Source organism: Proteus vulgaris (genome assembly GCF_011045815.1).
Classification (GTDB): Bacteria; Pseudomonadota; Gammaproteobacteria; order Enterobacterales; family Enterobacteriaceae; genus Proteus; species Proteus vulgaris_B.
The window spans coordinates 2,373,144-2,387,966 of sequence record NZ_CP047344.1; the positions used below are offsets into that span (position 1 = coordinate 2,373,144).

The 14,823-nt window shown below is 41.3% G+C and carries 12 protein-coding genes; all 12 read right to left on the reverse strand.

Going from position 1 to position 14,823, the window contains the following annotated elements; translation table 11 throughout:
- Positions 1-9: 9 nt before the first annotated feature.
- From GTH24_RS11255 to GTH24_RS11310, 12 genes are read right to left on the reverse strand one after another with little or no spacing between them, the layout of a single operon-like run.
- Complete coding sequence (locus GTH24_RS11255) at positions 10-3,387, reverse strand: hypothetical protein (protein WP_164526414.1); 3,378 nt, start codon at positions 3,385-3,387, stop codon at positions 10-12.
- Positions 3,387-6,173 (reverse strand): hypothetical protein, encoded by a 2,787-nt coding sequence (locus GTH24_RS11260; protein ID WP_164526415.1) that lies wholly within the window; start codon positions 6,171-6,173, stop codon positions 3,387-3,389. Before GTH24_RS11260 ends, GTH24_RS11255 begins: the two co-directional genes overlap by 1 nt.
- Positions 6,174-6,175: 2 nt before the next feature.
- Positions 6,176-6,724 (reverse strand): hypothetical protein, encoded by a 549-nt coding sequence (locus GTH24_RS11265; protein ID WP_004243338.1) that lies wholly within the window; start codon positions 6,722-6,724, stop codon positions 6,176-6,178.
- The gene (locus tag GTH24_RS11270) at positions 6,724-7,194 is read right to left on the reverse strand and encodes a hypothetical protein (protein WP_241253948.1); all 471 of its coding nucleotides are present in this window, start codon (positions 7,192-7,194) and stop codon (positions 6,724-6,726) included. Before GTH24_RS11270 ends, GTH24_RS11265 begins: the two co-directional genes overlap by 1 nt.
- 1 nt (position 7,195) lies before the next feature.
- Positions 7,196-9,658 (reverse strand): hypothetical protein, encoded by a 2,463-nt coding sequence (locus GTH24_RS11275; protein WP_164526417.1) that lies wholly within the window; start codon positions 9,656-9,658, stop codon positions 7,196-7,198.
- Positions 9,658-10,263 (reverse strand): hypothetical protein, encoded by a 606-nt coding sequence (locus GTH24_RS11280; RefSeq protein ID WP_164526418.1) that lies wholly within the window; start codon positions 10,261-10,263, stop codon positions 9,658-9,660. Before GTH24_RS11280 ends, GTH24_RS11275 begins: the two co-directional genes overlap by 1 nt.
- Positions 10,264-10,314: 51 nt before the next feature.
- Complete coding sequence (locus tag GTH24_RS11285) at positions 10,315-10,656, reverse strand: hypothetical protein (protein ID WP_164526419.1); 342 nt, start codon at positions 10,654-10,656, stop codon at positions 10,315-10,317.
- Positions 10,657-10,664: 8 nt separating this feature from the next.
- On the reverse strand, positions 10,665-11,096 hold the full coding sequence (locus tag GTH24_RS11290) for a Bbp16 family capsid cement protein (protein WP_060555916.1): 432 nt from the start codon (positions 11,094-11,096) through the stop codon (positions 10,665-10,667).
- Between the two features lie 58 nt (positions 11,097-11,154).
- On the reverse strand, positions 11,155-12,135 hold the full coding sequence (locus GTH24_RS11295; RefSeq protein ID WP_004243350.1) for a major capsid protein: 981 nt from the start codon (positions 12,133-12,135) through the stop codon (positions 11,155-11,157).
- A 15-nt stretch (positions 12,136-12,150) separates the two neighbouring features.
- Entirely contained in the window at positions 12,151-12,828 is a 678-nt protein-coding gene (locus tag GTH24_RS11300) for a peptidase (RefSeq protein ID WP_087726489.1), read from the reverse strand.
- Between the two features lie 17 nt (positions 12,829-12,845).
- A complete protein-coding gene (locus tag GTH24_RS11305) occupies positions 12,846-13,160 on the reverse strand; it encodes a hypothetical protein (protein WP_164526420.1) in 315 nt (104 codons plus the stop codon).
- Complete coding sequence (locus GTH24_RS11310) at positions 13,157-14,821, reverse strand: portal protein (RefSeq protein ID WP_164526421.1); 1,665 nt, start codon at positions 14,819-14,821, stop codon at positions 13,157-13,159. Before GTH24_RS11310 ends, GTH24_RS11305 begins: the two co-directional genes overlap by 4 nt.
- Positions 14,822-14,823 lie beyond the last annotated feature (2 nt).

Sequence of the window (14,823 nt, forward strand, 5' to 3'; positions counted from 1 at the left end):
GCGTTTTCTCTACTTCATCTGCTCCTCAACTTGATTCAATAATGGTGACAAATAAAACAAGTTTTGGAAAGGTAATAGTTTGCGCACAGATCGCACTTCTCTATCATCAAACTCACCGTTTAATACACCTGATGTGATGTTTTTAATATCACCACCGAGATCAAATGTAGGGCCCAATAATGCACCAATTCCATTACGGCTTTGATAACGTGATGCTGGTGGCCCACCAAACATGGCACTCATACCATAAGTACCACCGCTAAGGTTTTCCAATACGTTGTTAGGCTCACCTAACCAGCCCATCATTCCTGACCAGTCTAAACCCTCTTTTACTAAGTTAGCCGGTTCGGTATTAATATCTCGTCCTGCCATTTTAGCCTTGAGGACATAGACTAGGGATCCAAGTGCTACTTGAAGCAATGCGCCATAATAGAATGATGCATCTCCTGACTGTATGCCAGAGACTAAAGCTCTGTTATGAGTAGCAAAGAAGAAGGTTTTAAACTGCATAACTATCTTACCTAATTCACTACTCATCATTAATGGTGTATCACCAATACCCGGAGTGATTACTGTAGTTCTTACATCTTTTAATACTGCTGCCTGAAATGTTTCACGCACAACACGATCATCCCATAAGTGGCTATGCCCTGTTAACATGCCGTCTAAGTCTTCACCGTGTCGCTTAAACTGATCTGCTATACGCTTTAGCATTGATTCATCGATACCAATATGAGCCAGTTTCTTTATTTCTTGTTTACTTAGCGTACCACCAGCATCTAAAGTATTTGCCGCTCTAAGTACCTTAGATTGAGTAATAACACCAGACCACATTTTCATAGTATCGGTGTATTGATTCATCAACGTAAGGTTGCCAAATTTCTGTGATGACCATTGTAACCCACGTTCTAAATAACTACGTCTGCTATATGGATCATTAAGGTCAGCAATCACCTTAGAACGACTGGATAATATATATTCAAGACCAATACCCATTTCACGTAAATCAGCTTTAGCAATTCGCATAGCACCAATATCAGTTAGCATCTTACCCAATGGTTTTAACGCACTACGTAAACCGTGTTGCATAATCGGACGAGCCATATCAGGTAATGATGATATTGTCATACCACCTAATAAACGTAAGAAGTTAACGTGACGAGCCACACGACCAGCGCGAACAAAGAAACTAGATGGATCTTTAGGTGCTCCATAAGTTCCTAACAGGCGGTCACGCATAGCACGAATATCACGTAAATCAGCTTCTCTTCGTACTTCTAATCGACTACGTTCTTTAGGTGTGGTTGCATCAGCAATAAGTTGGTTGTATTCCTCTGTAATCGCTTTGATTTGATTATCCATATCAACACGACCAAACTTAGCAGTGAGTTCAATTTCAGGCGCGACTTGGCGAATATAGTTTTCCATCACATAGTTAACATCTGATTCGAGATAGTCTTTAATGCGTTCATCAGGAATGTTTAGGGTTCTATCTTTTGTAAAACCAGCGCGTTTAACTAACCCATCAGGGATTAGCTCACTGGGTACAATGCCAGACGGGGCACCAATAATTTTATTAACAATATCATCTGCTGCAGCATCTAATTCTTCACGCTCTAAAGGTGTCATGCGATTTAATGCTGATTGTCTAATTCTGTCATGACGAGTTAATGAATTCGCTGTTCGTGTTAAACGACGATGTTCATTTCTAAACTTGCGAGGGTTATCAAGAATATCAACGCTACGTTGTAATGCAGGTAATTTATTCTCAGCATCATTAATACGCTGTAACTTTCGTTGTAATGTTGCCTGTCTTCTTGTTTGTGTTTTATTTAGCTGAGCAAGGTTAGATAGTGAATTTAACTCAACTTCTACCGCATTCTTTTCATTAATGATTTTTTGATATTTATTAATATCATCCATCAACAAAGATTTTTTACCTGACCAACTCTCAGCCTCTTTAATTTCAAGCCCTAAACGTTCAGCTTGTGGTGAAGCGTTACGTGCTTTATCAATACCAATTTCAGCACGATCAAGGCTACCTTTGGCTTTATTTATTGAGGTTTGATTAATCTCTTCTAACCAGTCAGCAATGATTTTCCTAAACTCAGTACGATCATTTAAAATTTTGTCGAATTTATAAATACGAGGGAAATAGCTTTGTGCAGTTGTCACCTTTACATTTTCACGTAAGATCCCCAATTCAACCATTCTATCTTTGGTTGCTTCGACAATAGGTCTAATAGAACGTGCCGCCTCTGCAATTTGTGGTATCGCATGAGTATCACCGTTACGCATAGCATCACCAACAGCTTCACTAAATTGGTAATAGCTCATATCACGACCACCAGATTGACGATACTGTTTAAAGTGGTCTTTCGTTGATTCTACTTGCTTATAAACAAGTGTTTCATAACCTCTCACTTTTGTTTCAACAGCGGTAAATGTCGCAATACCTTCTTCATTTTTAGCAAAGGTAAAGTTATTTTCTGTGAGTTGTTGATTAATTTGGCGTGCTGTTTTAGAGGGGGATTGAGCAACACGACCAACAGGACTAACCATCATTGTTCTATTAACAAAAGAGGGTCCTTTTAGTGTCTCTTGTTCAAGTGTTGTATTAGCAACTTCCGCAGCACCAATGCTTCGATCACCAGATTGATTGGCTGGTGGGTTATTACTTGGTTGATGTTCAATAATGTCATTTCTAACTTTATTAATTAACTCACCTCGATTTCTAACTAATTGCGCCGCTGAACCTAAGGTTCCGCCTATCATGGCATCTAGCGTAACGTTAATCGCACTCTCAGTTAATGTTCGTGTTTCTTGGGTACTATGCAATGCCATTTCAGAAGCTACGCCACCAGCAGTATTTGCCAATGCAAACTTACCTGCTGTTGCACCAACACTACCGCCTTTTACTATGGCTCCCCCTGGTATCATCATTGCAGCAACATTAATTGGATCAATAACCCCCATTGCTATACTACTCACAATACCGGCACCGCCTGAATCCATTAATTGCTGTCTGTCATTCTTCTCACGATCAATGCGTTGTTTTATTGCAGCGGTTTCTTGAGGAGAGTTTGAATGAATAAAGGCATCGGCATAGTCTTCATAACCTGAAAGCGTTAATTCATCTTCAAATGGATTATAGCCTTCTATATCTTCAAATTGATTAAAAGGTGCAGTAGCAATCAAACTACCCACTGAGTTATCGATACGAAACGCCGCATTACGTAATTCTTTAGTTTGCCGTCTATCATCAAGCGGATTAATAGGGTCATACCAAGACGGTGAAACATTATCACCGTAAGTAGGTTCAGTTTGCTGAACAGCATTAATATCCGCAGATAAAATATCATCAGGTTGTTGTTCGTAAATAGGCATCAGTTTTTATCCCAAGAAAAATAATTATTGAATTTATTTACTCGCTCATTGTGAGCTTCTTTATATTGCTCACGGATACTTTGACGACGTTCATCAAATTCTGAGCGCGATTTATCCAATGCTTCTTCTCGTTCCCTTTTATCCTGTGCTTCCTTAACGCTTTGTTGGCGTTTTTCCATTACCTCTTTATACATTGGTGATGATGACTGTTCTGGTTTAAAGCGAATAGGCAAGCCGTTATCTCCCGTGTATGGGCGATAAATAGGAATATCATCACTACCGGTTTGTTTTATCATTATTCCGTAGCTGTAATCTCTTGGTGTCACTGCATCAGAGACAATAACGATTTCAGTGCCAGAAGAAGCGCCACCAAATGACTTAGACATTAATTGCTTTTTCTCTTCTTCCCATTGTCCAGCGATCCAGTTGCCAGCACCTGATTCATTAATACCGTATACGGCTTCTGGTGCATAACGCATAACTTCTTCACTGCCATTGATATTAGATACCGCCCACGTTCTTTTAATTTGAGCGTTGGTCATTTTCTTGGATAGTTCTGCATCACCGCCTGTTTCAGCAAAGTTAGCGTCATACAGCGTTTGATAGTCACGTAAGTAAGCGCCATTTTGAGTACCAGGCTTACTAACGTTTGGTGAAGAAAATGGTTTATACCAAGGGTAAAAATCATTGATATTAGATTGTGCGGCCTTATCTCTATCCTTGATATATCCTTTATCCCTGATTTGAGAAGCGATCATTTGCTTAGTGCGTTCATCTTGTTCAAATGTCGTCTTAAATGCAGTTTCTACCGCTTTCTCATCAGGCATACCTGCACGACTTAAACTATATACTTTTGAGTAATACGCCATTGTGCTTGATGGAATATCAGTCGCTGATGCCGGATTGTTATCAAATATCTGTCCATACATTTTCGCGATAGGAAGAACAACTTCAGGATCTTTAGACGTTGCCCCCATATTCAATACAGACTTAACTTGTGATGGGATAATCCCTGTTCTTGCTGTAAGTTCGGCAACGGCATTTAAGCTATTATCATCACGTAAATTAAAGCTCTGCTGAATATGTTGTTCAAAGTAATCATCTGCTGCCTGCTGATTATTCTTATCATTAGGATCAAGCGGAAAGTTATTTTGTATTGAAAGTTGTAATCGGTTAGCTGCAAACTGTTTATCTTGTTCCTTGATATTACCTTCAACGAACTTACCAAATTTCTCCCAACGTTGAATTTTGCTTTCGTAGTTTGCTTCACCGGGTTGAGGTTTATTTTTAGCTAACAAAACTTGCTGTGCTTGTGGCGACATCTCTTTAGCTGCTGACATAAAACCAGCATAACGTTTAGCTTCTTGCATATCGGCAGACATAGCTGAACCTTTGTCATAGCCAAACGCAGAGATTAATTCATCATGAGTAGGCGCATTAGGTGCTTCAAGTCCTCTTTCCCATGCCGCGTAAGAGTCAGCTACACGAGTACCGAATTGTTGCTGTAATTCACCTTGCTTTTGCTTACGTAACTGTTCTGCTTGTCGTAAATATTTTGCTTGGTCAGCTTCATCTAATGCATCGAAAGCGGCAGATCCAGTTAATAGTTTTGGTGCTTCAGATGTCGCTTGTAATTCAACAAAACCAAGTGCTGACTGTATGCCTGTTGCTATCTGCTCATCAGTGTAATTAACACGGTTACGCCCATTCTCTTTATACATTATCGCTGTCGATAAATGTGTTAAGGTATCTAAATTCGTTAAATCTAATGGTTGATTAGGTGCAACACCAAGGTAATCAGATACATACTCAATGTATGCCTGAGTATCATTATTATCTTCTGGTGGCGCCCAACGATTAATGATCTGCTCTGGTGTAACAAACCCTTGTCGAGCATAAGAAAGTAGATTTTTACCTAATGCTCTAATGCCGTGCTCAGGTGTGGCAAACTTAGCAAATGCACCATCATCACCGGTTTGCCCTACCCATTTATTACTAGATATACGAATATTACCAGGATTGTTGTTTCTAACCCCTCTTACTCCATCATTTGGTACATTATTAGTTGGCGCTCTGCTTACCGTACCGAGGCTTGAAGGTTCTCCATTTTGTTCTAAGAACCCCATATAATCAGCACCGAGTTGGTTTTCAATCGCTTTACGTGCAGTCGCTACTTTGAATTCTTGTTTCTTGGCGAGGATCTGCTCTTCACCCCAACCGTGTGATAATCCAAACTCTTCTATTTGCTGAAACACTTGTTTATGTGCAGAAATATAAGCCTGATTATCACCGTACATTGATGCGGCAGACTCTGCATTTAATGTTAACGTTGATTGAAACTGATCTTGTTCATAAGCTTTGATTTGCCCCATCTCATGACGATTCGCTTGTGATGCAAACTGAACACTCATTTCTTGCGCTTGTTGCATAAAGCTTTGTCGCACAATATCGTCAGGTAATGTTGATGATATTTCACCAGCATAATCACGAAATGACTGCTCATACTCAGACGCTTTGCCAATCGCGTTTTTACCTTGCTGAGAAAGTAATCCATTTTGTGGATCGGTCATCAGTTCGTTGGCTTTTTGTCGTAGCTGTAATGCGGCATCTTGCGCTAGTGCAACATTAGCTCTTTGTTTTGCTTCTGCAAATAAACCGACATATTGCTCACCAACACGACCAAAGCCAGCGCCAAAAGCATCAGGTGATGATTGAACAGAAAACCCATTATTCGGTAACTGCTCAGGCATAACCGTTCTATTATCGTATGTAGGTACCTTTGGCATAATTAAAATCCTTTTGGTGCTTTAGCAAATGTCTTACCCGCTTTCGCAGCACCTGAGCCACCACCACCGAATGGACTCCATGTACCACCAGCCAGCTGATACGCGCCATAAGCTTGAATAGGTGCTGTTAATAACGTTGTCATTGCCCCCATATTGCCTGAGCGTCTTGCCATCTTTGCATTAAGGCGATCATTCTCAGCTTGCATACGATAGCCATACGCTTCACGAGAAGCGTTATTGACCATAGTTAACGCATCAAGCTCACCCATTGCAGCAGTATCACCCAAAATATCTAAAGCACCTGCAGTACTTAAATCAATGCCACTGGCTGACATTGTTGCCGCCTGTGTGCCGGCTAATTGGCGAGTACGTCTACGCTGTTCTTGTGCCTGAGCGTTTCCTTTATTAATTGCATCAAGCGCAGCATCTTCATTAATTTTGGCGTTTTGATTGGCCACTGATGCTTGAAATTTACCATCGGTATATTGTCCATATGCTTGCAATGCAGAAGTACCAATTACTGCTGCCGCTAATGTTGTTGGTTCACACATTATTTAGCCCTCAATGTAAAACGATGGAAAGGTAACTGAAGTAAACCTGCTGGCTTTGCTTCTTCAATCTGAAACCCCAACCAATGGAGCCACGCCTTAGCAATATGATTACGTTCATCGACATAATTCATCAGTGTTGGGTATTGCCCTAACATCTGTTTTAAGATGGGTTTACAGCGTCGTAGAAAGGTTTTCTGGTGTTGCTCTAATAAATCAGTCCCCGCTAGCCAAGGGATACCTAAACCAGTAAGTAATGAGCCAGAAGCAACACCAAAAATAGTCACGACTTCATCATTAATAATGCCGGCATAGGCTTTAGTAGAAACAGATAAGCCATGTCGTAATACCTGCTCAGGTGTTTGCATTGACATAGCGTAGAACTCATCAACATCAGCTTGTCTTACATGTGGTAATAAACGAACAATATGTTCATGAGTAGCAGGAGTAATTTGTACATGATGTTTTTTCATATCAGAAACCACCAGCATCAATACGCGGAATAACAGAGAGCACCGCTAACGGTAACGGATCAACCTGTCTAATAAAGACACGTCCGTTTTTGCTCCAATCTGCATCTAAATTAATTTCAACAATGCCTGTGGCATCATCAACAGGATTGTCGTAAAACTCGAATTGACGTTGAGGATACTCATATAGCCGTTCTTTTTCAGTACCAGCCCAAATACCCCGACTACTATTTACAATTAAGCTGGCAACCTTAATAAGCTTCTTCTTATCAAGTAATGTTTCTTGCCCATTGATATGGATATCAAGCGTTTCTAATTCGCTGGTAATAGGTAATCCGATATGTACTACGGCTGATGGCGTATCAATTTCCACTGCACCATTGGTGACAATGGCCTGCGGTGAAACATTAGCATCGGAAAGAATATTAACTGTCTTACCTTCAAGATGATTTAAGCCAGCAAAGCGATAGCGGGCTATGCTCCATTCAGTAGTAGGCGTATTTTGTAATACTGGTGGAATATTGCGATTAGCAGAAATAACCACTTGATTTTCAGATACATATTGAACAATCTTACAGCGAAGCTCTTTATGTTCATTATCTTCAAAATAAGGAATATTGACGGCACTACCAATATCAGAAGCACTAAAGACCGGATCACCTGAAATCACTAATGGATAGTTTTCTTGATAGTTCCACTCACCCGCTCCACCAGTGATGGTTGCTGTTTTTGATATATCAGTATTTCTACCGTCATAACTTAATCCAGAATCCACAAAGAAAGCATCTTCTGTACGAGTAAATAAACGGCTAGCCAAGCGCTCTACATACCGAACCTGTTTACCGTTTACTGTACGCTGAACAATAAAATAGGCTGAATCTTCATTGCCTTCACTGATCGAACACGTTGACTCAAATTTCCCTTCTGTCGATTGTGGCGCCCAGGAAAAAACTTGTTGTTCTCTTAAATAGGTTAAAGCCAGCATTAACCCATCGTCACGAATGCACCATGCAATAGAATATGGAACCGTAGTAAATGACCAATCAACAATACGGTGGCGTTGAAATAGGTGATTTGCCAACATAGTTAAGTCAGTGCCTTGATACCCATCCACATCAAAGGAGTACGATAAATCACGCACAGCACTGCCTTTCTCTTGTATATAAAGCGCAATGTTCGCAACAGAGATTGGCGGTAAATCACTTGAACCGTTAGCACCTTGTGATGACATTGAAAAACTGGAAGGTGTAAGTACTTTGTTCTGATCGCCTGTGATTTGATATTCACCACCAGAGGTCAATGCCACCAGCGAACCGACATCAATCAAATGGCGAATTTCATTAACTTGACGACCTGCATACGTGTAGATAATGCGATCATCATCTTGTATAGGATTGTTGCGCCCAAAGTCTTTATAGTCACCGCTACGACTGGCCCATATTGTTTGTGGGTAGGCACGAGAGCCAGCAAAGAATAAACGTTGTTGATAATAAACAACGGTGCTTGGATAACCATCAACATCATTCCACACTGCACGCGCCCATTTATGGCTGGCGTTGTCTTCACCAACAGCATTGGATGGAATATAAGAGATCACCTTTCCTGTGGCTGTTTTGCCATCTTCACTAACAGTTTCAATTTTTACGATACCAAAACCACTATGCAGATATTCCCACTGGATCCCTGTATCACCACCCCAACCATCCCAGCTCATTCCTTCCGTGTGAGACGGTCTTAGTGTTCCTGTTTTACCACCACTATTGGCACGATAGTAGTTACTGTCAGCACGACGTTGATCATTAAGGTTGGTTGTTTTATCTGTCTCCCATACAGGAACCGCATCAATATCACGTTGTTCTAAATAGAACTGTTTACCTATTTGCTCGGTACCAAAAATATCATGCGTAGATGTTAACGTAATTTGTCCCGTGCTTGCACTAGCATAAACTTTTATTGCCTTATCAGTATTGATATCTTCAAAGGGACCGTTCTTAGTTTCAACGGAGACTAACTTCCAATCATCATGATCGTAACGCTGTAACTCCATTGGTGGATAATCAGTATGAACAATCGTCATAACATCGGCTGATTGCGTATACTTCAAATCAAACAAATCAGCTTCTTTATAAGGTGTAGATAATTCAAACACTTCGCCTTTATGTTCACCATCAGCATAGAGAACCTGCCCACCATCTTTAAATACGCGAATATAACGATCACCAAACTCTAACGCGTAGGTTTGTACGGTGCTGAATTGGAAAGGAATAAGGCGAGACTTCTTATTTTGATACTTTGTTTCAGCAATAAATCGTGTGCCTGGTCTATTCTCAACACCACCATATTGACGAACAATAAAGTTATGGCACTTGCGCAGTGCAGTTGAATACTTCGCAAGATCAACACGACCATATAGGCTTGGTGCAATTTCACCGCCTGAAAAACTAGGTTGAATAAGACTAAATGGCATTATGACAACCTCGCTTGTGTGAATTCATCCATATAATCAGTTGGCTCTGCTGACTCACTTAATGAATGTGCGGCCGCACTTTTAATAACACCTTGGTAAATTTGTAGTGCTTCACCACCAATCCCCGCATTTGATGCCAATGGACGAGCCAATTCAGCCGCTAAACGCCATGCAAGCGCATCTTTAAATAACGCATCAAACATATTGACGTCAGTAATACGTGCAACATACTCAAGCCATGCACTAGGATGATCAGTAAAAATTAATCGACCAGTACCGTTTTCATCTGAACCAACATGAAAATGGATTGCCGTATCTGGTCTACGGTATTTTTGATGAGGTTCGACAATGCCAATGGCTTTTAGGCAATCATTAGGATAGCGATAGGCATACGCCCAATTAGGCGGGGGATTATTTGTATTGGCTAATGCCACCTTTTTAGTCGCAAAGTTCCAAGGGAAATCGGCCAGCACACTATCACGACATTGCGCATAATGAAGGTTGCATTGAACCGCTTCTTTGCTGGATTCAGTCATACTATTAATCGAACGACTATTGCCAATGCGACTTAATGCAATATTGCAAATTTCAATTTCTGAGGCCATATCATTTATCTCCAATAAAAAAGGGGCTTTCGCCCCCTTTGTCATCGGGGGTTAAACCCCAAGTTCTTTCCGCTTTTCATCTATTGCGGTGCGCATTTTATCTGCGCCCATATTGTGATGAGGTGCTTTACCAAATAGCTGGGTATATTGCTCACGAAGCGCATCAAGGCTTGAATCAATTGCCACACCTGAACCGCTTACAGCAATATTACTTATGTCTTCACCAGTATTATCACCAGCCCCATCAGCCACACTATGAGTATTAAGTCGAGCATCAGCGCCACCAATTAACGCTAAGTTATCGCCAGCTATACCGTCGTACTCAACCTCTTCACCGATTTCAAGTAGACGCCCAGCGATAAATGATTTTTTTAAAACCTTATATCGTGACATGTCACACCTTATTGAGTTACAGCATCGTAAATAGGATGAGCATCAACAGTTAGGTTAATGCCCGCAGTGAACTTACCCGCCGTTAATGGACCTTCTGCAACAACATATTGCAGGCGCAGGTACTTCAGAACGCCTTGAGGTACTTTCGCCACAATACGTTTACCTGCATTTAAATCAGCAATGGGTATTGCCACAGATTCAAAGATAGATTTAGCATCAGAGAATTTATCGTCTGTCGCGGTTTCTAACTTAATTTGAACCGTCGCTTCACCTGCTGCTTTAGCCTGTTCAGTCACTTGTGCAAACAGCTCTAATGGCTCACCAATACCGATATCACGAAATGCACCATGCACTGGCGTTAAGTCGATAATTTGCTTACTTACAGCAGATGCAGTAACCGCCTGATCCAGTGAAAAAAGCGTTTCTTTATCTAAAATCATTTTGACTATCTCCAAATAAATGAAAGTTAGCGGAGCCGTTAAACGACACCGCAATAACTTATTTCACCTGATCTTCAGTCGTTAAGATGGCATCAACACGGCGAACAGGAATTTCATCGAATGAAACAACTTTCTTACCGGCAACTTCTGCCATGGAAATATTGACGTTTTTGCTGTTTTTAATTTGACGACGCATCCAGCTACGAATTTGCTGGTTACAATAAAAAACAGGACGCCCCATAGAGAGGTTAGGGATCTTCTCAATTGCTTGAATAAACAAGTCTGGCAAATCGAGTGTGTCCGCTTTTTCTGGATCTTTACCAATTTTGGATAAATCAATATTGGCGATACGGACAACATAACGCCAGTCACGAACTGAGATACCATTTTTCCATTGGAAGTGAGTACGAAAGCCTTGGTATTTACCTTTGTTCTCATCTTCTAAAGTAACTTCGCCTAAATGGTTTTGCTCTAAACCTGCTTTAGAACCTTTAGGGAAAATACCGTGAACCGTGTTTTCACCCCATACCACTAACCACACAGAAGTTAAGTTACTGCCAGTACCACCAGCATCAATGATATTGACTGCATTCTTTGCTTTCATATCGTTAAAGCGTGCAGCTAAACCCGTAAAGCGCTGAGGATGAACCGTAGCATCACCATAAATAACAGTCTCCGCCATTTGCTGGTTCATTGACTCTAAGAATGCAATTGATTCAGACAATAGAAATTCATTCTTTTGTCCGTTCAAATTAGCAAGATCTTTATCAACCTCAGAATAGGTTTCAAGCATACCAATCGCATCAGTAACCTGTGCTGTGGTTGATTTGCTTGGTGGTACACCATAGTTAAGCAAGCGCCATGTTGCCGACGGCAGACCTGTACGAACGGTTGTACGGTGACCCGTTGGTAAGTTACCTTCAACGAAAACCATATCATCAAGAATTTCATTAGACTGATTCAGCAATTCGACGATCTTCGCTTGCTTGCTGTCAGGGCCTTGTCGTTTAGCCCAATCAACGAGAGTTAAAGCAGGCATGTTATTTCCTCTTTGTTATCCAAATAAAACATCAGCAGCACTTTTACTGCCGTTACTGTTGCCAGTGACAAGACCGTCCTCTGACATTGCTTTGCCTATCTTGGCGAAAGCCCGAATAATCTCTGGGTGATTACCTAACCCTGTTTCTGTTAAATACAATTTCAAATCATCAGAACCATAGGTATCTAATGCCTTTTGTGCTGCACCAATAGACTCATTTGATCCTAATTCTTCATCTGCTTTAACAGTTTTAGCCCATTGCTCAGTCTGCTTTTGCCAACCATCATTGATTTGTTTCTGAATAGCAGGCATGATTTTAGAGCCATAAACATCAACCAGTTTTTGCGCTTGTTCGTTGTTTAAATTCAGCTCACGAGCAATAGGCTCAAAGACTTCTAATGCACCTTTATCAAGCTCTTGCCCTTCTTCTGGTGCTTTAAATTCATACTTTTCAGGCGCACCTACATCTGATTTATTGGCATCATTTTTCTTATCAGTCGGCTTGCCCTGCTCTTCACCATTCTTTTTTTCAGTGCTTTTAGTAGGATCATCACTGTTTGCTGGTGGCTCATTTTTATCTGTTGCTGATGTTTCTTGAGTAGGTTCCGTTGCTGTACCGCCACCGCCTTCACCTCCCTCACTGTGTTGCTCGTTATACAAACGACGCATAATTAATTTCTGCCATAAGTTCATGACTGTTTCTCCCGTTGTTAAACGCTTGGTGTAGCTGATTCATTTGCCATTTGCGCATAAAGCTCAGGGCAAACTTGGTGTAATTGATTGAAAACTTTTAACCCATAGTTACGCTCGCCCTCTCTAAATGCCATTGCATAGGGATCGTTAGAAAAAGAGCTACGAAATACGCCAGAGTCAGAAATCAAACGCCAAATAACAGCACGCCCAGCTTCTGTGGACATAACCTCTTTTAGCTGTTGTTCCTCTTTCTCTTGCCTATTTTTTTGTTGAATATCGTATTCAGTGCGAGCAATTCTCTCGTCTTCATACGCATCGAATGGATGTGTCATTGAGCACCTCCACCCGCCATAGCGGACAAGGCACTATCATTATCAAGATTGGTATCACTGAGGGTTTTAGCACCATCAATAGCGGACTGCGCCATTTGCATCTGTGCCATTTGTTGTTGCTGTGCTTGTCGTTGTTGACGTATTGCTTGTACTTGCTCATTGGTTGCAACGATTGTTGGAGAGACACCAATTGCTGATGCATAGTTATCAATAGCATCATCAGCGTTAAGTTTATCTAGGGCCTCTGGCTTAACTTTTGCCAGATTGCCAACAAAGCCAGCAAAGCGTTCGATACTGCCAACACCAATCGCTTTCTGCGCCTGAGCCATTACAGAAATGTACTCAACCTTTAGATCCATTCCCTGCATTTCATCAGGTGCAATGGGAAGTAAGTTTTTATTTACTAAGATTGAGAAAGTGCGATTAATCAGTTTGTCGAGTAACTCAGAATCAAGGCGTTGCAGAACAGGCCCTAATTGCAATAGCTTCTCTTCACGCATTTCAACAACGGCTTCAATCGGCATAGAGCGCGTATTCACCATTTGCATCATGCGGAACAAATCAACAAAGTAAGCGGTATCAATCAGTTGACGGGTATCTTGAACATCTTCAAGTAGTGCTTTCAATGCTACGGGTTGAACATCAAAAATCGTTTGAATTTTATTAGTAGGATTTGCCTCATCAAGATAGTTAATGCCTCCGGGTATGGTATTTACCCGTTGGTTTTTTAATGAGGCTGGCACTTGTAAAGGTGGATTGGTCAGCTTATCAATCATCTGCGCTTTACGCTTTTGCATTAATTGAAGTGCTTTAGTACCACCTAACGCCAACATACCCGGGCAAGATGAACCGTAAACATCTTCACCATTGACTTCCCAACGTGGCGCCATGATAGGAAATTCATCATAGCCAGACTCACGTAACACTTTCTCGTGATCACCCGCCACTTCAAGATAAACGGATTTAAAAGGCTTGTGCTTCGCCTCTAACTTTCCTGTTTGTCGTTCAAGGTTTGGATATACGGCATGAACCACTTCAACCCATTGGCTGTACTGGCTTGAATTCCACATTGATTTAACAGTGTCGCTAACGCTATCAATCCCGAACTCCATTACCAACTGGCGAACGGTCATCGTAAATTTGCGATAGCAAACATCAACACTCAGGCTTGGGCTATTCGCAATGTAGTAACTGCCAAGAGGGAAATGAACGGTACGGATAATACGCTGGCTATCTTCAACAACGGCCATTGCTGCAGTGCCAAAGGTACCTAAATCCCCATACATCAACGGTAATGACTGATAGAGATTAGAACGATTGAACACTTCGTTCATGCGTTGTTCGGTGGTTTCTAGCCAAAGTTTTACAGGGCCATAATCCATTAAATCAGGATCAGGTGTCGCTAAACGAAACCAAGGACGAGCAGGACTTGTAATACCTGACATCATTCCACTGGAAAGTACCGACGAAGCTAAAGATGCCGTAGGGTCAATAATCTTACTATTACGGCGATCTCCTCGATTAACATCAGACGCAGTAAAGCGCGTACTACGAGGACGAGTGAAATCTGACAATTCACGCCAATGCGGTTCAAATGAGCTACGCTCTGTTTCCAACTGATTAAGTTGTTGCAGTAGCTGTTCTTTCAATGGCGTTGACATAG